This window comes from Geminocystis sp. CENA526 (assembly GCF_050753365.1).
Classification (GTDB): Bacteria; Cyanobacteriota; Cyanobacteriia; order Cyanobacteriales; family Cyanobacteriaceae; genus Geminocystis.
This window is the reverse complement of the sequence record NZ_JBLZFY010000037.1, coordinates 1-20,253: the sequence shown is the minus strand read 5'-3', so window position 1 is coordinate 20,253 and position 20,253 is coordinate 1. Positions and strand designations below refer to the sequence as shown.

Sequence of the window (20,253 nt, the reverse complement as noted above, 5' to 3'; positions counted from 1 at the left end):
GACTCAGTTTATTTGAATCCTGCTCCATATTGCCACATATCTCGCCATCGATCGAAATAATATTTTTGTTGAGGGGTGAGATTTTTAGTTAAGGGTTGTAAAGTCTTCGCAAGGGGATATAAACCGCTATAGATGCCCAAATTTGCGTAATGTTTAAGCCAATCGAGGAGAATCGGTAAACCCACTTGAGGTAATAAAGGTAAAACCAACGTGGGATTGACAAGGGGGAGAGTTTTGCTTAATCCCGAAAACTGCACCACATCCTGCAAAAATGGTTTAAGTACATCATCCCCCAACTTATCCATAACCGCAAACACTCCACTCATTAAATCATTGATTTGATTCGGATTTGCTTGGGTATCAATGCCAACACTCATGGTTTTCTGAAATAGCCACGTCACAGATATATTCGGTTGATAGGGTTGAATTAACGCTAAATCCTTACTGGTGAGACTATCACATTGTAAAGCCGATTCGATCGAATTAGTTAGACGAGAAAGATGACGCATCATCGAGCCAAAACCGCCAAAGCTAACAGGGGATTGACTTCCACTACTATCACCCACTGCTAATATTCTATCCCAAGTTAGGTTAACAGGGCTTTGACGATAGGCAGGAAAAAAACCAAACAAAAACCGTTGAAAATCGATCGATTCTAGCTCAATTTGTTGATATTCAGGCAAAAGTCGCAGATATTCAGCCATAAACTCCGTTAAGCTAATTCTGTCAGGGTGTGCATCCACATAACTGAATAAATAAGTCGTGCGTCCATCCTTCGCAGGAAAAGCCTCCCAAAAATATTGACATTGATTTTGAATAGGAGTAAAAGAAGCGATTAAATCTCCTGTTTCATTATTAGTAAATCCCTTACCACAACTACCCACCACTAAACAAACTCCTTCGGGTTTTTGCCCTTGTCTATGCTGTTTGATAATAGGAGAAAAATGCCCCATACTATCAATTAGTAATCTTGTATTTAATGATTGTTTATCGGTGTTAACTATTACCCCATTTTCTTGAACAATAGCATTATTAAAAGCAGTATTTTCTAAAACAATACCGCCAGATTGTAAAAATTTTTCTTGAATTTTAGCGATTAATAATTTAGGGCTAACTCCCACATTTAAAACATCTTTAACCCATAATTCATAACCTTGATAAAAACTTACTCTAGCAGGATTATATTCCGTAAAAATGATTTCTTCTAATTCTTGCTCAGTCAGTAATTCTAACTCTAATAAACAGTGTAATTCATGGCGAGAAATATTCCATTCTTGCTCTCTACCTTGTAAAATACCTTTCTCAATGACAGCGATTTTATAGCCTTTTTTTTGTAAAGTTGTTGCTAAAAATATTCCTAATGTGCCTCCGCAAATTATTACATCAAAATCGAAATTAATTATCTTTTCTTGATTTGTGGTAATAACAGCATTAATATCATTAATATCAGTTCGATCGAGCCTCAGATTATACCACATTTTATCCACGATCGATAATCTAGTTTGCACATCTTCAGGTAAAGAAAAAGCCATAAAATTCCCCTTAATTTTCTTGACAGTAAGTATTAATAGTATTAACTAAATTTTTTTGATTTTGGGATAAATTAAACAATTCTTCCTTATAAAAAATAGCATTTTCAGTATCTTTATTTTGAAAAGCAGTAACAAAATTTCTGGTTAATTGTGCATAATTTTGATAAATATTAGCTAAATCTTGACTATATAATGATAACTGTTCATCACTTATTTTCTGATTTAAAATTGCTTGAGCAGAATCATCAAAACTATTAGCTATTTCTAATATTTGATTAGGCTCATCTATCTCTAAATTAGGCTCTGTTATTTGTGCCAATTCAGTACTAATATTAATAATTTTATTACATTGATTTATTTTAGAATTAAAACATCCTAATAAAATCCAATTTAAACTTATAGTAACTAATAATAATTGACTTTTTTTAATCATATAATTTAACTTTCCCTTTTAACAAAAAGCAAAATCTATATACTTTAAGTATTCTAGTTGGCTTTGTGGGCTACATTTTTGAGAACTATTAATATCAGTATTTTTTAGGCAATAATCAACTAAATTAGGACTTACGCACCTCTGACGAGATTCTGTCATTCCGAGAGTAGCGAAGGAATCTCAATCCTTTGATTTTTGGTACAAGTGCGTAACTTCTATAAATGTTAATCATTTTAATAATCTCACAATTTGGATCAAAATGCAACTCATTAAAGATATACATAAATTTATTTCTTTGTTACTATAATCGTTTAAAATAGAACAAAAATTGTCAAAATTGAAGAAGTAATTTTATTACTTTATGATATATAATTATCTGTGTAAATATGATTAAAAATTATTAAAAAATTATTAAAAAATTGATTAATTTCGTGAATTAAGTCATCATAAAAAGATGTTAATATACTCACTAAATCCAAAACTTTATTAGTTTCTAATTGATAAGCATAAACGCTTCTTACCACATGACGAAAACGTCTAAATTCTTCTAATTTTAATTGTATATCTGAAGAAATAACTGCTTTTCTTACTTCGGGAATTTCCACAGACATTTGATCTAATAATTTTCGATGCCATCGCTCTCCTGATGGTAAACTATAATCAATTTTTGTGGCAATAAGTTCAAAAATACTTTCTACGGCGGTATAAAAACTATGTAAATTTAAAGCTAAAGCATTAGCTAAGGCACTTTCATAGGGTTTTCCTTGTTCGGATATGATTTGTTGATAAAATTGATAGATATTTTCAACGATATTATTAATTTCTTGAAGTTCTATTGTTATTCTTTCTTTTATTTGATTATTATTCATAATTCAATACCTTTTTTAATAGCCTCAAGAATATGAGATTTAGCCTTTTCTATTTCCACCAAATCAATTTTAAAATCATGATTTTTTTCTAACAATGCACCAGCTAACCATAGTTTTTTATCAGGTAATCCTAACACTGCTAAATCAATATCTGAATGATAATTCATTTCTCGATAGTCTAACAATGAGCCAAATAAAATAACTTTTTTTACACCAAATTTTGTTTTCAGTAAATCAGCACATTGTCGAGCGATTTTAATTTTTGTTTTTTGTGCTATTTTCATTTCACTGAAAAATTTTTCTCGGTTATTTCTTGCCCTTATTATTTCTTTAATAATTTCCTGTTTTTTATTAGTTACTATCATAGTTTTGGCTTTTTGTCATGATAAATTATGGCTCTTCTACAGTCGTTATGATATTTTAGTAATAAATAATCGTTAAAAGTGTTGATATATAATAGGTTTAGGATTTTTAAAATGCAAATCTTATAAATTTACAGTTTTGATTTAACCTAACACCTGACACCTGACACCTTTTTTTCGACATAATTTATCATACTCAAAGTAAGAGAGCCTAAATTATTGATAAAGGTAGGGAGGAGGGAATAGGGAATAGAAGTTTAAAACACTCAAATTACAACCATCGGAAGTTAAGCACTTGTACCAAAAACCAAGAGATTGAGATTGTTTCGTTACGCTCAGAATGACAGAATATTGTTATTGATGCGTAAGTCTTAACTTTATTGAGTATGAGAAAAGTTTAATGAAAATATAAACAAATATAAGCAACCTTAATTACTGGAAGAAGTGCCTAATTCGGCAATTTGTTCAAGGGTTTTACGTTTCTCTCTTTGCAAAGGTTTTTGTACTGCTTGTTGGGGTAATTGATTAACTTTAGCTAAGGCAATATCAAAATTTTTTACTGCTTCTTCTAATAAGGGAAGACTATTTTCTTTTTCGCCTTTTTTCCTTAAAATTTGCCCTCTTAAATAGTATAATTCTGGATTTAAAGGAGTACTTTCGATCGATTTATTAACATAGTTTAAAGCTAAATCATACTCTTTCAAATCTCGATAAGCGATGGCAATACCACGATTAACTAAATATTGAGGAGAAGCATAGCTTTTAAGATTATCAATCGCTTGTTGAGGACTAGAAAAAGGCAAATTTACTGCTAACATTAAGTTTAAATAACCCTTAATTAAATTCAATTCAGGATCATTTTTATCAATTTTTTCAGCTTTATCAAAGTAGTCAAAAACTAATTGTAATTTACCTAATGCCGCCAAAGCACCTTTTTTACGATACTCATTCGCACCATCTAAAAAATTTCCTACCGCTAAATATAGATTACTACGAAGGGGGTCTTTTGAACCGATCGATCGGGCAATCTCAAGAGTTTCTTTTGTATAGATTTCCATATTCTCCCAATCCTCCTCAGTATAAGCCAAAGAAGCCCTTAAAGCGGGTAAAAGAGGATCATTTTGAGAAGTGGATTTTGCTTCAATCAGATAGGTTTTAGCTTGAGGATAGTTACCATCTTCAAACAAGGCTTTAAAAGCCGACTCCGTTTGAGCGCTGATATTGCGTGGGTTAGTAGTACGAAAAGGATCACCTGCGAAACTAGCACAGGAATAGAGAATCACAGAAAAAATGGACAACAAAGCACTAGAAGATAATGTCACCCAAGAAACAGAGATTTTTGGGTTAAAATTAACCTGACGTTGATCATTATTACCTTTAAGGATGCGAGAATAAAAAGCCATACTTATCAAAATTGTGAACCACAATCAAATAACTTAACGATTCTAACTCAAATTTTTACTTTTCATGTTGAACTTAAAAAACGTTACCTATCACCCCACAGCCACGCCTACCCCGATTATTGAAAATATTACTTTAACCCTTCCCCCCCAAACCCTAGGCTTAATAGTAGGTACAAGTGGTTCTGGTAAAACTACATTGTTAGAAATATTAGCAGGATTAGCCCAAAAAACCAGTGGAGAAATTCATTGGGGTAAAGAAGAATTAACATCGAAGGAATTACAGGAGTTAAGTGGTATAGTATTTCAATTTCCAGAGCGTCATTTTTGTGGTGGAAATATTTTAGAAGAATTAAGATTAGGACATCCTGAATTGAGTGCCATTCGAGTGAAAGATGCCTTAACGGAGGTAGGATTAGAGCATCTTAGCTATGAAACTCCACCCCATGCCCTCAGTGGAGGACAACAAAGAAGACTCTCTTTAGCGGTACAATTAATACGTCAACCTAATATTCTACTTTTAGATGAACCTACAGCAGGGTTAGATTGGTTAATGAAAGAGCAATTAGTGAAGTTACTGTCAAAGTTAAAACAACATTGGACATTATTAGTTGTTACCCACGATGCTAGTGATTTAGTCGATATTGCTGATAACTGTTGGCGCATTGAAAACGGCAAAATTGAATCGGTAAATCCCGATGTTTTTCAAGTTGACAAAAAAATCAACATTCCTTTAGTTTTGTAAACTAATAAAAAATTCTTCGAGAAATAAATTTTAAGATCAAATTTGACAAAAAATCGGTTTTATGCAATAACTCGCTTCGCAATAAATTGACGAAGCTAACAGCGAAAATCTGCTAAAGCGATTTCAAGAATGTCTTTGAAAATGATAAAATACAGTTTAGTTTGTATTAAATTAGTCGCTTTAGCTGACTTGTGCTATAAGCCATGAAATTTATTTCTTGGCGAGTTATGAGATATTACCTACAGAGCTTTTCTGCACACAAATCTTTGATTTTGTCCAATTTTATGTAACAAAATGTTTCGTTAACAGATTAATCTAATTTGTCATCGATTTTTGTTGCTTAACTAACTCCACTCCTGCGGAAGTGCCTAATCTAGTCGCCCCGGCATTAATTAGTTCGATCGAATATTGTAAATCACGAATACCACCAGAAGCCTTAATTTGCACTTTTCCCTTAGCAATTTCATTGAGCAGTTTCACATCTTCCACAGTAGCGCCTCCAAACCAGCCCGTTGAGGTTTTCAAAAAACTAACTCCAGCATCCATACAAATTTCTGAGGCGATTCTTTTTTCTGTGTCGGTTAAACGGGAGGTTTCTAAAATTGCCTTAACCACTTTCCCTGTTTCCTCACAGATAGAGGCGATTTCTTGATAAATTTGCTCTGATTTACCCTCTTTTAACCAACTTAGGTTAATTACTACATCTAACTCATCTGCACCATTTTCTACGGCTTCTTGAGCTTCATAGAGTTTTGTGGCAGAAGTATTCGCACCTGTAGGAAACCCAATCACTGTAGCAACTTTAGAAGGGTGATTATAAAGTAATTCGGCGGTTTTTTTGACGGCTTGGGGATAGACACACACCGCAGGAAAATTATACTGGATTGCCTGACGACAACACAATTCTAATTCTTTGGTGGTTGCCATAGGGTTTAATAGAGCATGATCTATATAATTAGCTATATCAATATCTGTTGCTGAAATTACCATAGTTTTCCCTTGACGAAGTGCGGATTTTAAGTTCAAAATTTTATTCATCAGTAGGGGTTGAATATTATTCAACCCGCCACAAGTTTGATGCCCATTAAGCGTCTTCGTCTCTTGGGGTAGTTTGGCTAGGAGAAGACTCGTAAATAGAATCAAGTTTTTGACGAGCATCTTCCACAGAAACAGAGCGGATGACTAATAATGGTTCATTAAAGGGTTTTCCCTGTTCATCGTACAATTCAGGATGATTAGACTGATATATTCTATTGTTTGACGATCGAACTGGTCTTGGAGTATCAGTCCATGAACCTCTTTGAGATTCACCGCTAATAGTTATCAAACTACGGATAAGATTACTTATAGCAAAAAAAGCGATCACTGTAAACGCTAAAATATAGAGTAAGTGTAACATTGAAACCTCCCAAAAATGGTAATAAACTAGATTAAAAAAAATTTGCTAAAAAATTAATAGATTTCGATCGAGATTCTTGTCGGGTGGGCATTGCCCACTAACTATAATTGATTACGGCTGAATACTACGCCACTGTCTTGTAACCTGCCAACATTCTCCCACTAATCTGTGCCAAGGAATCAAAACTTTAGTATCAATTCCCACTTGACAATCAGTTACCTTAAATAGTACCGTGGCAGATTGAACTTCACTTTGAGCGTGTTTAATTCGATCGAGAAGATTACCTTGTTCATCGGCGGACAAAAAAGGCATAGTTTCAGACTCTAATAGGGTGGAAGAACGAGAAAACCAATAGGTAAAATCTTCCAGTAAAGGTAATAATACTTTTTTTAAAAGTTCTTTTTCAGTGGACTCTGATGAGTTCATGGTGATAATCTAAGTTTGTTATATTTTACTATTCTATTAGTTATCTTAACGAACTTTACAAAATTTTATATTTTTCTCAGAAACAGGAAAATTGTTCTAAGATAAGCTAAGACGCATTTAACTTACATTTTTTTCTAATAGTTAAAAATACTGATAACTATTGACTACTAACCTCAGTTCGATGTAAGAATATCCAACTGAAGCAGGTTTCAGGTAGCCGGTTTAATTTTCAGCAGACCCTACTTATTAACACCATACGGGGGGTAGTTGACTAGGACGATCGGGGAGTTTCATTAACCCCATTTCCGTTAGACGAATAACGGTTTTTAAAGATTCGATAAGATTAGGATCAAATCTGATATTACTGTATTGTTGACATTTTGTTAAGGCATCAGAAAGGCTATAGGCTTGTCTTTCTCCCCTTGCTTGGGTTAATTCTTGAAAATAGGTGACTAACCCTAAAATTCTTGATTCTAAGGGGATTTCTGACGCTTTTAAACCATCTGGTGTACCGCTTCCATCCCAGTATTCTAGTTGATGATAGACAATATTTGTAATAGGATTCAATTCGCTCATAGAACTTAATAAACGAGAACCTAAAATAGCTCGATCGATCCAAAACTTATAGGCGCTCGAATTGAGTTGTTGATGATTTTCTGTAAATATTTCTGTAGGAGCTTCTGCTAAACCAATGCGAAATAATAACCCAGCTAGTCTTAATCGTCTTAGTTGGAGGGTGGGTAAATCGAGAATTTGTCCTAAAGTTTCCGCCAAGGCAGCCACCTGTAAGGAAGCATGAGGATTAAACGGATCATTATTATCTACTTTTTGAGCCATTCTCAGGAAGGCTTGAAGTTTACTCGCTCCCAGATTACGACTGAGTTTTAAGGCTTTTCCTTCCAAATCCCTTAATTCTCTTGTTTGACGGTTAACGGTGACTAATTCTTGTTGACTGGTTTGTAAGTAAGAAACGATGCGATTAACGACTCCTGTTAAGTCCACTACTCCCGAAGGAGAAATATATTTTATCTGCCACCGCATTTTTTCGAGTTTATTCCCTAAGTCAACATTGTAAGGTTTCATCCTTGCGATTAAAATGTCCACAGACTTCTCTACTAAAGTTCGATCGAACGTCCATAAACCGTAAAACTTCCTTTCTATATCGATTTGCGGTTCACTTCCTGCTTGATACTCATGGGGTAAAAGTTCGTGACAAAGTACCATAGCGGCATAATCAGGAGATAAAATGACTAAATTCCACTCCTGTACAAAAGTATCATCTTCCCGTAAATGGACTAATTCCACGTTATCTAGTTGACTGGTGGGGTGAGAGGCAAAACCACTATCTGCTACGGCGGCGATGGCTACTTGTCGAGAGTGTTTCGCTAAATCCCAATATCGATCGGCTTCTTGAGCATACCATTTTCCCTGTTGAAATGTTACTAATACCAACGGTTTATATATATCATCTTCGTAATCATGCTGTAAAATATGATCTTCTAACGCATGACACAATGCCACAAGAGTATTTTTGTAATAAACACCATAACTAGAAGGTAATTGCCCTTCTTCTTGGCTATTTTTTAATTGATAAAGAGTGGATTCTGGTAACATTTTGACACAGGAATTAAAAAGGTTCGATCGAAACTAATACCTTAATTTTAACAGGACTGACGCTATAACACCTGAGTTCGATCGATATTAGCTAAATATTTTGCAAGAAAGATTCCAAATCTAAGTGTTGCTCGACAAAATCCGCTAAAGAATCCAGTAAATCCTCTCTCTGTTGACGATAATTACTGATACCTGTAGGTAAAGATGGTAAACCTCTTTTTTGTCTTAATGTATTTAACCACGCTCTACGCCACGCACCATTGTCAAAAATACCATGAAGATAACAACCCCATATCGTTTGAGTGTCATTGACGATACCTAAAGTTTGATCATCAAACAGGGGAAAACAATCCATTTTTTTCTGTTTACGCAAAGAAGGGATAATTTCTGTATAGCCTTGATGAATTTCATAGCCATCTACAGGTAAACCCTTTTGAGGATAATTTGCTGATACTTCCCGTTGACGGGTAATTTTTTCCCGTTTTAAGATAGTTTGCACTGGTAAAAGGTCTAATCCTTGACAATTTTCCTGTGATCCCTCAAGATGATCAGGATCAGATATTATATTTCCTAGCATTTGAAAACCGCCACAAATACCTATTACTGTTCCTCCTGATTGGGCATATTCTTGAATTTGTGTCATCATACCTGTTTTTTTCAATATCTCTAAGTCTTCGATCGAGGTTTTCGTACCGGGTATAATAACCGCATCAGGATAGCCTAGGGGTTTATTCGGTTCAAGATATTCTATAAAAACACTTTCTTCGGCTTCAAGGGGATCAAAATCTGTGAAATTAGAAATATGAGGTAATTTGATCACTACAATCTTTAACTCATAATCTTTTTTGCGACTGGTTTTATCTAATAATGAAAGAGAATCTTCTGATGGTAACGTAGAATCAAACCAAGGAATTACGCCCAATACGGGAATATTAGTATAGTTTTCTAACCATTCTATCCCCGAATCTAAAAGAGTTTTGTCTCCCCGAAACTTATTGATAACAATACCCTTGATTAACGATCGTTCTTCAGGTTCTAATAGTTCTAAAGTACCAACAATATGAGCAAAAACCCCTCCCCGTTCAATATCTGCCACTAAAATAGTCTTAGCGTTAAGATGTTTAGCCACTCGCATATTAGTTAAATCACGATGCTTAAGATTAATTTCGGCAGGACTACCTGCTCCTTCACAGACAATCAGATCAAATTCTTCCCCTAAAATATCCAGACATTCAATAATAGCATTCCAACCTCGATCGAAATAATTTTGATAATATTCCTTAGCATTAGTGACTCCTGCTACTTTACCTTTAATAATTACCTGAGAAGTCATATTACCTTGAGGTTTGAGTAAAATAGGATTCATTTCTACCCTAGGAGGAATTTTTGCCCCCCATGCCTGTAATGCTTGAGCGTAACCCATTTCTCCCCCTGTTGCCGTTACATAGGCATTGAGAGCCATATTTTGCCCTTTAAAGGGCGTTACTAACCAACCCCTACGCCACAACAAACGACATAATGCAGTAACTAAAGATGATTTTCCAGCGTGGGAAGTAGTACCCACTACCATAATTGCAGTCATAAGAATTAGTAAATAATAAATAATAAATAATAGATAATTTGGACTATCTTGATAGTAAAATTAAGGGATATTTCTAAAAAATTTTGTTCCACTACGAGAAATATAAAGGACTCGATTCATCATGTCTTTTTCCTCTTTCAGTTCTCCCTGTATTGTGGTGACTGCTTTTTGGATTAGTTCCATTTGTTCTTGACGTAATAAATCACCTTCAAGAAAAAAAATCATCCCAAAATGAACTTCTAATAAACTGGCAAATTTTTCAAAATCGACAATATTTGCTGTGACTAAAATTCGTTGTTCATTGAAAGCATATTCTAAAATATAACGATCACTTTTTCCTAGTAATCCCCTATCTCTGACGGCTACTGCATCCATTAAAAACTGTTCACATAAATAACGCGCGATGGCAGGAGAAATATCCTCATCAATTAAAAACTTCATCTTTTTTTGGTCTTCCTTGAAGGGGATAAGCATTAACGAATAATTGAGCAAATTTTAGATCTTCTTCCGATAGAAAAGGATAGTCTTCTAAAATATTTTCTGGTGTTTCTCCTCTGTTCAAAAGATTACCAATTCTTCTTACCGATAAACGAGATTCAGGAAAAACAATTTCTCCTGCTAGAATATTAACATCAGTAACTAATTGACTTTTCCAATCATTAAATTGTTGAATTAATCCAGATAATTCTTGATTAACTTGATCTAATTGTAAAACCAAAAATTTGGCGACTTCAAAAAAAGTTGCTTTTTCTTCCCATGCTTTAACTAAACGTTGATATAAAGAAACTCTAAACTGAATAGAAAATTCAAAGTTGATTTCTTTCAATAAAAATAAATAAATTAAGGCAGGAAAAGTCAGACGGGGTGAGTAAGATGTTGAAGGAATAATTTGATATTCTAATTCTTTATAAACTCGTTTCGGTGGTAACTTTAGCAAAGCCGCCACTTCATGAGGAGTGAAGATCATTTCCATGATTAAAACATTCTCTTACTAGGGAATATTTTTTTATATTAACATATCTACCACTTTGATCCTTATTCTTAAACTTTGTACTCCAAGTATCTTAGATTATTCAAATTCATTTCCAATTTAAGTAGTAACTGAGAAAATTAAAAAGATAATCTTTCCATGTAGGGGAGGGGATGTTACCGAAATCTTTTTCCCAATTACCGATAATCATTCTACCTAAAGGAGTTAAACGAAAACTGTCTGTAATGCCTTGTCCGTCAACTTCTCGCCGTAAAATGCCGACTTTTATTAACCACATTAATTCATTTTCTACCCTATTTTCTGTAATGGATTTGAGGGTATATTTTTTTTCTAATCCTCTTTCTAAAGTAATATCTTTTAAGTCCACACTGCTATTAATCATGGTGGTAAATAATCTTAATTGAAAGGGGCTACAACGTAATGCTCTTTCTCCTCGTTTAATGGTGTTAGCAGGATAAGAAATTAATGATGGTTTTGTGAGGGTTGGAGTTTTCATCTGACAATGAATATATTAAGTTTCTTTAACTATTTTACCGAATATCATACCAACCAGAAATTATATATTAATAGAAGTTACGCACTTGTACCAAAGATCAAGGGATTGAGATTCCTTCGCTACGCTCGGAATGACAGAATGTCCTAATTAATTCTTAAAAAGAAGGCTTTAGCCTTTACTACAAACCTTAAAACTTGGCACGGGTTGAATATTATTCAACCCCTACTTTTAAAAATTTTTTCTGATAAGCTAAAACGCATTTAACTTATATTTCTTATTAATTTTTGAAAATAACTCAAACTCTTTACTTTTCCCTTTTCCCTTTTCCCTTTTCCCTTTTCCCTCTTTCAATCAGACGACTTAGAGGCATCCTAGCTTATTAATACTTATTTTCGTACCAATAACACAGGGCAATTTGCATTTACTCTAATATAGTCGGATAAAGAAGTTCCTAATAAACGGTCTAAATCCACTAGGTTTTTAGCAACGGAAGGTCGTCGATCGGGCGATCCTAATAATAATAAATCGATGTTTTTATCTTCTGCTAATTGACAAATTTGTTTACCCGGTCTGCCTCCCGTTACAATACATTTAGTATTGATGCCTAGACGTTTTGCTTTCATTAGAGCTGGTGCTAAAATGGGGTTTTGTTCCATTTCGGCAGTGGACAAGTCTAAATCACTACTCATGTCAGGGTTTACTCTCACTAAGTATAAATCCGCTTCTTTATAGTCTTTGAGCAAATAAAGAGCTACATCTAAAGCATATTGGGAAGCATCAGATTTATCTAAGGCTAACATCACCCGTTTAATTTTTCTGACATATATGTCATCTTTCACTAAGAGCATGGGTCGATCGCTCAGTTGAAACACATATTGACTGACGGAGTTTTCTAAGAAAGCCTCCAGACGTTTTAAGCCTCTCGAACCCATGAGAATCAAATCTGCATTGATTTCTTGAGCAGTGTTACAAACTGTATCTTTGGGATCGCCTTGTTTTAAAATGGTAGATACTTTAGTAGGATCAATATGAACATTTTTGACAATATCCGAAAGCACTTTACCGCCTTCTTCCCATTTTTCAGCTAAAGCATCGGCAGATACTTGGGGAGGAATGACATGAAGAATGGTAATTTCACTATTTTGAAAAGTTGGAATGTCTAATAGTGTTTTTAACATCTCTTGAGTGTTGCCATTACCAGAATCTGCATATAAAATTTTATCTAACATATCTTACAATTTCTTTTTTATAAAAGTCTTTATCTTTAAAATACAGCGATTAGGCACGGTAAAATCTAACATTTTGTAACAAAAAATTGAGTTTTAGGAGATTGCTTCGTTACCTCGCAATGACATTGAAGAATGAGGATTTAATCACATAGACAACTTTATTTTAGGAGATTGCTTCGTTGCCTCGCAACGCTACGCGCCTCACCGCAATGACATTGACAAAAAAAGTTGCTCAAAAATCAGTAAATCATTATCATAGTTATTAGTATGCCTACTGCGTTGGTGACTGCCAATCAAGTTTTTTGATCTATACTTGAGTTATACGGAAACTGATCGTGTTCTAGTGGCAGTAAACCGAGCTTTTGTACTCGGAAACGAAAACAGAAACATTGGTGTCCACCTGGTTATCCAGGTCATAAACTGAGGTAAAACGGCGTGGTGGGCTATAAATTTTTTTTGGGGAGTATTCATATACAAAAGGGAAAAAATGACTGAATCGGATATTGTTGAATCAAAAATAGAATCTCCTCCCATCAAGCCTTTAAGTACGAAAGAACAAATTAATTTAATTAAAAAGGGTGATATTGTGATTGTCACCTTGCCTTCGGTGAATAAAACGGAGGTTAATCAATGGCAACGCATAATTGATGATTTTAAGATTAGGTTACAAAAAATTGATCAGTCTTGGCAATTAGGCACAAAAACTCATTTACAAAGTGGCGATCGATTGCTTGACACACGACAAATTGCACAGTTAAAGACGATTTTAGAACAGATAGGATTAACCTTAAGTTTAATTATCACCCGTCGCCGTCAAACGGCAGTCGCTGCTTCTAGTGCTGGTTATTCGGTACAACAGGAAACCTTGACAGGAGGAATCACTACGGAAGAACAAAATACCACAATTCAAGATTTAGCTGAACCTTTATACCTTAAGAATACCATTCGATCGGGGGTAGAAATTTGTCATCCGAGTACGGTAATTATTTTAGGGGATGTGAACCCGGGTGCGAATATTTTAGCAGGGGGTGATATATTTGTTTGGGGTAGTTTAAAGGGCATTGCCCATGCTGGTTACATGGGAAATCGTCAAGCCTCTATTATGGCGTTGAGATTGGAAGCGACACAGTTAAGAATTGCGGATTTAGTGGCGACTGTACCCGATAATACTCCTGATATGGCGGAAGTTGCTTATATTGGCGAAGAGGGTATTAAGATTCAATCGGCTCAAAATTTTCAGCGTTTTCTCAAAAAAATACAAACATAAAAGATTTCACTTGCTCACCAGTAACCTAGATGCCTTCTAGCTGAGAGGAATTTTACTGATTTTTACGGCACAGGCTTTTAATTCTGGTTGCTTGGAAATTGGACAAGCCTCAGAATGAGTTAAACTGTTAGCTTCGGCGTTATCCGCCCATAAAAAACCCCAGTGCATCGGCACAAATACTGTCTTAGGTGAGATCGATCGTGTTATCTTAACCTTAAACTTGCCTTCTCCCCTGATAGATTCTACCTTGACAAACTCGTCATCTTGTACATTAAGTTGTTGTGCGTCTTTAGGATGAATTTCGATGAAAGGCTCAGGGTGCATTTTCACTATTTTATCGATTCTACCAGTTCTGGTCATGGTGTGCCAATGTCCATATAACCGCCCAACGGTTAACACAAAAGGATAATCAGGATTAGGGGGTTCAGCTAGTCCCCGACTATGGTATGCTGAAAAGTTAGCTTTACCGTTATCAGTGTGAAATTTTAAATCAGTGTAAAGTCTTCTTCCGTAACGATGCTCAGGATTACTCCCTTCTGGGAAAGGCCATTGTATTGAGCCATAATCTGCTAAAATTTCATGAGTCATGCCCGACATATCACAAGGGCGATTTTTTGTCAACCTCACAAATTCTCTATGGACATCGGAAGCGTTTTTAAAGTTAAAATATTGCTCAAATCCTAGTCTTCTTCCGACTTCAGCGAAGATTTCCCAATCTGGTTTTGCTTCACCGTCAGGAGGGCTAAATTGTTGACAATAAGTCACAACCCTTTCTGAGTTTGTCATTGTACCTGCTTTTTCACTCCATTGCGCCGCAGGTAAGAGTAAATGGGCATAATGGGAGGTTTCTGTGGGGTAATAAGCGTCTTGATAGATGGTGAATGGTGATTTTAACAAGGCTTTTTTGGTGCGCTCTAAATCTGGCATACTAACGACGGGATTTGTCGCCGCAACCCATAATAAACCTACTTCTTCCGTTTCTAATCCTGTAATCATTTCCCATGCCGTCTTACCTACTTTACCATCGATCGAACCAGAGGGTAAACCCCATAACTGCTCAACTTCTTGACGATGTTGGGGATTCAAAACACTACGATAACCGGGGAGAAGATGTGCTAAACCTCCAGCTTCCCTACCTCCCATAGCGTTAGGTTGCCCTGTCAAAGAAAAAGCCCCACTGCCTTCCTTACCAATTTTACCCGTCATCAGGTGTAAATTAATCAAGCCTCTTACCTTGGCTGTGCCTTCGGAAGACTGATTTAATCCCATTGACCACAAAGATAACACTTTTTCTGATTCCGCCCAATAACGGGCGCAAGTTTCTAAATCTTCGATCGAAATTCCACATTTTTCGGCTACTTTATCGGAAGGATATTGTAAAATCACGTCCTTAAAATCAGCAAAATAGTTAGTATGATGTTCAATAAAATCGTAATCAAGAGCATTCCACTGTAACAATAGATAGGCGATACCATTAAATAAATCGATGTCTGTACCCGGATTTATCGCTAAATGAAGATTCGCTACTTCTGCGGTGGCAGTACCACGAGGATCGACTACTATTAACTTAACATGGGGATTTTTCTTATGATATGCCCGAAAACGGTTAAAAACGATGGGGTGACATTCTGCGGTATTCGTACCCACTAAAAAAGCGCAGTCTGTTAATTCTAAGTCTTCGTATGTACAAGGTGGTCCGTCAGCGCCAAAACTACCAATATAACCCGACACAGCCGACGACATACATAAACGAGAGTTAGCGTCAAAATTATTTGTACCTAAACACCCTTTCATCAATTTTTGAGCGATATAGTAGTCTTCTGTTTGAAATTGTCCTGAACCATAAATACAAATACCATCTACTCCCATAGTATCCTTGACGGTGTTGATTCGATCGACTATGAGATTATAGGCTTCTTCCCACGAAATTTGTCTAAATTCCTGAGCTAATGTTTCTCGATAGAGGGGGTATTTTAAGCGACTTTTGTGCATTGCTTCGGTAACGGTTGCCCCTTTGACACACACTTTACCTAAACTTGAAGGATGATTTCGATCGCCCATTACCTTCCAAATAGGATTACCAAGGGAGTCACAATTAGTAGTTTTTCCAGATGAAGGGGGGGAAACTTCTAAACCACAACCAACACCGCAATAAGGGCAAACGGTAGTAACTTTTTTATTCATTATGGCAATATAACGGCTTGGTGCAAAATCAGCATATTTTATCTTATTTTCAAGGTTATACTGTCATTAGATTTAGCAATGAAGGGTATATGATGATACAGTTTTTTTGAATCTAATTAATTTTTACATTAAAAATATTGATATTTTACATAATTGAAATCGATCGAATAATGAAAAATTGACTTTTTCAACTTAACCCAGTGTAATTTTTATATCTCAATGAGGAATTTTTCAATAATTTTAAGGGTTTCTTTTCCTGTTTTTTCCCAACTAAATTTTTGCGCTTGTTTTAACCCTAATTCTCTTAAGTTCGATCGAACCTGCTCATCTTTTGCTATGGTATTTATAGCCGAACTAATCTCATTAATATCATGGGGATTTACTAATAAACAGGCATCCCCTGCTACTTCAGGTAAAGAAGAAACATTAGAAGTAATAACAGGAGTACCACAAGCCATAGCCTCCAAAACGGGAAAACCAAAACCCTCCCAAAGAGTCGGAAATATAAGGGCTTGAGCTTGATTCAATATAATAGGTAAATCCGCCGAAGCAACGTAATCTAAAAATTTTACTTGAGTTTCTATGCCAAGTTCGATCGACTGTTGTTGTAATAAAGGGGTATATCGATCGTCTTTTGGTCCTGCTAACCAAAGTTGATAATTTTTATGATCTTGAAACTTAGCAAAAGCGGAGATAATTTTACTAACATTTTTATGAGGATCATGTCTTCCTAAATAGAGAAAATAAGGTATATTATTGTTAGATTTTAAGTTATCCATAACTCTAAATTTTTGCTTATCATAACCTAGATAAATAGGGGTAATTTTTTTTGCACAAATGTGAAAATAATTAATAATATCATCAGCAGTAGCTTGAGAATTACAAATAATGTGTTGTGCCTGTTGACAAACTAAAGGAATATAGTAACGAAAATAAGGGGTAAGGGGAGAATTTTTTTTGGGAAATCGTAAAGGGATTAAATCATGTACCATAACAACGGTTTTGCACTTAGTAAATAAAGGCATTTCTGGCACAGGGGAAAACAACAAATTTGACTCTAATTGACGATAAATATTAGGTACATTAAACTGAGTCCATTTTAAGCGCAAAAAATGCCCTTTACTACCATAATCTGGGCTAAATTTTTCACTGATAAAATAAGGATTTTGATAGTTAGAATTACTATATTTTTCTGCTAATAAAGTTGTGTAGGGTAAATTAGTAAAATAAGGTATAATGTTGTTGATATAATTGGTTATCCCTGTCGGTTTTTCTACCAACATCGAAAAATTTAACAACAGAGGGTTCGATCGATTATTAATATTGTCATTGCGAAGCACAAAAAAATCCTTTGTGAGAAAATTTCCTTTATTAATTCTCAATTCTTAATTCTTAATTCCTCATTCCTCATTCCTCATTAAATAAAACTAGGCGGTTGCGTTAGCAAAATTTTCAGCAACAAAATCCCAGTTAACTAATTTACCCAAGAAATCAGCAATATAATCAGGGCGCTTGTTTTGATAATCTAAATAGTAAGCGTGTTCCCATACATCCATAGTTAATAAAGGGGTTTGCCCTGCGGTGAAAGGATTATCAGCATTACCAGTTTTAGTTACTTTTAAAGTGCCATTATCTAAAACTAACCATGCCCAACCGCTACCAAATTGAGTTGCACCTGCGGTTTTAAAGGCTTCTACAAACTTGTCAAAACTACCAAAATCAGCGTTAATTTTATCTGCTAATGCACCGCTAGGAGTGCCTCCTCCATTGGGTTTCATACATTGCCAATAAAAACTATGATTCCATGCTTGAGCGGCATTGTTGAAAATACCTGCTTGGCTAGGATTGGTAGCCGTAATTTTGATGACTTCTTCAATGGATTTAGAGTCTAATTCTGTACCTTGTACAGCGTTGTTAAAGTTGTTAACGTAGGCTGCATGGTGTTTGTCGTGATGAAATTCTAAGGTACTTTTAGAGATGCAAGGCTCTAAAGCTGTATATTCGTAAGGAAGTGTTGGTAATTGATAAGCCATATTATTGATCTTATTATCGGTTACTTTTCTTAATCATATCAAATTTTGCACTTTTCCTAGAATTTTATATCCAATCATTCTATGAATCATTCTATCCTTTTCTATTTTCATCACTTTTTTTGACTTTTTCCTTGACAACTATTGACTTTTTTGATAAAATTTAGATAATGGAAATACTGACAATTTTTAAAATAGATGCTTAAATTGCCATTATAATATTTATACTTTCTATTATGACCAAAAATTTTAAAAAAGTCAAGAAAAATTGCAATTAATTAGGGTTTGCTGAAAAAGTATTTTGATGAAGAGAGGGAAGAGCGGAAAAGGGAAAAGGGAAAAGGGAAAAGGGAAGAGTGAATAGGTGACAAAATCAAGGTTTTGAGGCTTTGTATTAACTTATAATTACAAAGCTGTTTTAAATAAAATTTAGTAAAAATTGTGAAAATTGAACACTTTTCAGTTGATGTAGTATGTCCAAACCGTTGATTTTAATAGTCTTCTGATTTATTCAGCAAACCCTAATTATTATACTTCTAGGACTTCTAGGACAAAAACAGGCAAGATACCTGTTCTACGATTGTATAACTCTATTTACGGCTGAATCTCAGGGTTTCGATCGATTGAGCAGTTAAAAATAAGCCTAAGATAATATAAGAGAAAAAGACGATTAAAGTGCTAGTTTCAAAAATACCTTTCACAAAATTTTCATAGTTTTTTAACAGAGAAAAATTAGCAATTATTTCTCCTAATTGTCCACCGACTAAGTTACCCATACCATCTAAAATAGAAATAAAAATGACGAGGGTAAAAGTCATAATTGCAGAAAAAATAGTGCTATCTGTCAAAGAAGAAATAAACATCCCTAAAGATAAAATCGAACCTGCCATCAAAATTAAGCCCAAATGTGCTAATAAGATAACTTGAGGATTAATAGGAGGAGTTGCTCCTTGAAATGCTATAGCTTCATAGAGTAAAATCGGCATAATCATAGTAATAAAAAACGCCAAAACTCCCAATAATTTACCCACGGCTACCACCCAATTAAAGATAGGAGAAGTGGCTAAAAGTTCGATCGTGCCTCGCTTTCTTTCTTCTGCATATAACCCCATAGATAACACGGGTAAAATGAAGATAGTTAATGAACCGATGACACCAAAAAATATTTGCATAAATTCATAAACTACATCGATGGGAACTTGAGAACCCATTTGTTCTTGTACATTTACCGATTGAATAATTCCCTGTTCACTTAAGAGAATAAAGACAAAAAATATTCCTGATATAAACCAGAAAATTCCTGCAATACTAAAGGCTAAAGGAGATGCAAAATAACCTTGTAATTCTTTTTGTAAAATAGCAATAATGTTATTAATTATTCTCATCATTTATTATATATTTATGCTGAATTTTAAGTTAATTAAAACTTCTGTGTCAAATAGAGTTTTGAGAGATTATTTCTTTATGCCTCGCAATGAGAATATAGAAGATGTAGAATTTGACACTCCCACAACTGAATTACGTGGGATTCTTGCTTCATAGAGGTTGCTTACCCTGACAGGTGTACGGGTTGAATATATTCAACCCCTACCAATCAAAATAGAGGCATCTTCTCCCCAAGCGTTTATTGCCTTAAAGACAAAAGTTCCCGTATGCCCTACGGTACTTAGAGCCTTTTTCAAAATATTGATAGC

General features: G+C 34.8%; 20 protein-coding genes and 1 other RNA gene. 3 read left to right on the top strand and 18 right to left on the bottom strand.

What is annotated here, in order from left to right:
- Window positions 1-8: 8 nt before the first annotated feature.
- From ACN4EE_RS11690 to ACN4EE_RS11670, 5 genes are all read right to left on the bottom strand, one after another.
- Window positions 9-1,532 carry an FAD-binding oxidoreductase gene (locus ACN4EE_RS11690; RefSeq protein ID WP_431706621.1) on the bottom strand — a complete coding sequence of 508 codons (1,524 nt, stop codon included), beginning with the start codon at window positions 1,530-1,532 and terminating at the stop codon, window positions 9-11.
- A 10-nt stretch (window positions 1,533-1,542) separates the two neighbouring features.
- The gene (locus ACN4EE_RS11685) at window positions 1,543-1,965 is read right to left on the bottom strand and encodes a hypothetical protein (RefSeq protein WP_431706620.1); all 423 of its coding nucleotides are present in this window, start codon (window positions 1,963-1,965) and stop codon (window positions 1,543-1,545) included.
- Between the two features lie 359 nt (window positions 1,966-2,324).
- Window positions 2,325-2,834, bottom strand: a complete 510-nt coding sequence (locus tag ACN4EE_RS11680; protein WP_431706619.1) for a ribonuclease toxin HepT-like protein — start codon at window positions 2,832-2,834, stop codon at window positions 2,325-2,327.
- Complete coding sequence (locus tag ACN4EE_RS11675) at window positions 2,831-3,199, bottom strand: nucleotidyltransferase family protein (protein WP_431706618.1); 369 nt, start codon at window positions 3,197-3,199, stop codon at window positions 2,831-2,833. The genes ACN4EE_RS11680 and ACN4EE_RS11675 overlap by 4 nt, the downstream gene beginning before the upstream one ends.
- Window positions 3,200-3,624: 425 nt before the next feature.
- On the bottom strand, window positions 3,625-4,599 hold the full coding sequence (locus ACN4EE_RS11670) for a Sll0314/Alr1548 family TPR repeat-containing protein (protein ID WP_431706617.1): 975 nt from the start codon (window positions 4,597-4,599) through the stop codon (window positions 3,625-3,627).
- 64 nt (window positions 4,600-4,663) lie between these two features.
- Between ACN4EE_RS11670 and ACN4EE_RS11665 the strand changes: the two genes are divergently transcribed.
- Complete coding sequence (locus ACN4EE_RS11665) at window positions 4,664-5,341, top strand: ABC transporter ATP-binding protein (protein WP_431706616.1); 678 nt, start codon at window positions 4,664-4,666, stop codon at window positions 5,339-5,341.
- Between the two features lie 315 nt (window positions 5,342-5,656).
- Here ACN4EE_RS11665 and deoC read toward each other — a convergent pair whose 3' ends face one another.
- The 9 genes from deoC to ACN4EE_RS11620 form a co-directional block, all read right to left on the bottom strand.
- Window positions 5,657-6,331 (bottom strand): deoxyribose-phosphate aldolase, encoded by a 675-nt coding sequence (gene deoC / locus ACN4EE_RS11660; RefSeq protein WP_431706640.1) that lies wholly within the window; start codon window positions 6,329-6,331, stop codon window positions 5,657-5,659.
- Between the two features lie 94 nt (window positions 6,332-6,425).
- Window positions 6,426-6,740, bottom strand: coding sequence for a DUF2973 domain-containing protein (locus tag ACN4EE_RS11655; RefSeq protein ID WP_431706615.1), 315 nt, complete (start codon window positions 6,738-6,740; stop codon window positions 6,426-6,428).
- A 111-nt stretch (window positions 6,741-6,851) separates the two neighbouring features.
- Window positions 6,852-7,166, bottom strand: coding sequence for a DUF2605 domain-containing protein (locus tag ACN4EE_RS11650; protein ID WP_431706614.1), 315 nt, complete (start codon window positions 7,164-7,166; stop codon window positions 6,852-6,854).
- Between the two features lie 246 nt (window positions 7,167-7,412).
- Window positions 7,413-8,780, bottom strand: coding sequence for an HD domain-containing phosphohydrolase (locus tag ACN4EE_RS11645; protein ID WP_431706613.1), 1,368 nt, complete (start codon window positions 8,778-8,780; stop codon window positions 7,413-7,415).
- Between the two features lie 91 nt (window positions 8,781-8,871).
- Entirely contained in the window at window positions 8,872-10,362 is a 1,491-nt protein-coding gene (cobQ, locus tag ACN4EE_RS11640) for a cobyric acid synthase CobQ (protein ID WP_431706612.1), read from the bottom strand.
- A gap of 60 nt (window positions 10,363-10,422) precedes the next feature.
- Window positions 10,423-10,803 (bottom strand): DUF5615 family PIN-like protein, encoded by a 381-nt coding sequence (locus ACN4EE_RS11635; protein WP_431706611.1) that lies wholly within the window; start codon window positions 10,801-10,803, stop codon window positions 10,423-10,425.
- Window positions 10,787-11,335: a DUF433 domain-containing protein gene (locus ACN4EE_RS11630; protein WP_431706610.1), complete on the bottom strand. Its 549-nt coding sequence runs from the start codon at window positions 11,333-11,335 to the stop codon at window positions 10,787-10,789. The genes ACN4EE_RS11635 and ACN4EE_RS11630 overlap by 17 nt, the downstream gene beginning before the upstream one ends.
- A 106-nt stretch (window positions 11,336-11,441) precedes the next feature.
- Window positions 11,442-11,849, bottom strand: coding sequence for an Npun_F0494 family protein (locus tag ACN4EE_RS11625; protein ID WP_431706609.1), 408 nt, complete (start codon window positions 11,847-11,849; stop codon window positions 11,442-11,444).
- 386 nt (window positions 11,850-12,235) lie between these two features.
- Complete coding sequence (locus ACN4EE_RS11620) at window positions 12,236-13,078, bottom strand: universal stress protein (RefSeq protein ID WP_431706608.1); 843 nt, start codon at window positions 13,076-13,078, stop codon at window positions 12,236-12,238.
- Between the two features lie 265 nt (window positions 13,079-13,343).
- On the opposite strand from ACN4EE_RS11620, the gene ssrS reads away from it, so the two are divergent.
- Both ssrS and ACN4EE_RS11610 read left to right on the top strand, forming a co-directional pair.
- Window positions 13,344-13,527: non-coding RNA, 6S RNA (ssrS, locus tag ACN4EE_RS11615), on the top strand.
- Window positions 13,528-13,565: 38 nt separating this feature from the next.
- Window positions 13,566-14,345 carry a septum site-determining protein MinC gene (locus ACN4EE_RS11610; protein WP_431706607.1) on the top strand — a complete coding sequence of 260 codons (780 nt, stop codon included), beginning with the start codon at window positions 13,566-13,568 and terminating at the stop codon, window positions 14,343-14,345.
- 36 nt (window positions 14,346-14,381) lie between these two features.
- Here ACN4EE_RS11610 and ACN4EE_RS11605 read toward each other — a convergent pair whose 3' ends face one another.
- From ACN4EE_RS11605 to ACN4EE_RS11590, 4 genes are all read right to left on the bottom strand, one after another.
- Entirely contained in the window at window positions 14,382-16,529 is a 2,148-nt protein-coding gene (locus ACN4EE_RS11605; protein WP_431706606.1) for a molybdopterin oxidoreductase family protein, read from the bottom strand.
- 209 nt (window positions 16,530-16,738) lie between these two features.
- Complete coding sequence (locus ACN4EE_RS11600) at window positions 16,739-17,812, bottom strand: glycosyltransferase family 4 protein (RefSeq protein WP_431706639.1); 1,074 nt, start codon at window positions 17,810-17,812, stop codon at window positions 16,739-16,741.
- Window positions 17,813-17,956: 144 nt separating this feature from the next.
- The gene (locus ACN4EE_RS11595) at window positions 17,957-18,562 is read right to left on the bottom strand and encodes a superoxide dismutase (protein ID WP_431706605.1); all 606 of its coding nucleotides are present in this window, start codon (window positions 18,560-18,562) and stop codon (window positions 17,957-17,959) included.
- Between the two features lie 587 nt (window positions 18,563-19,149).
- Complete coding sequence (locus tag ACN4EE_RS11590; RefSeq protein ID WP_431706638.1) at window positions 19,150-19,944, bottom strand: ABC transporter permease; 795 nt, start codon at window positions 19,942-19,944, stop codon at window positions 19,150-19,152.
- Window positions 19,945-20,253 lie beyond the last annotated feature (309 nt).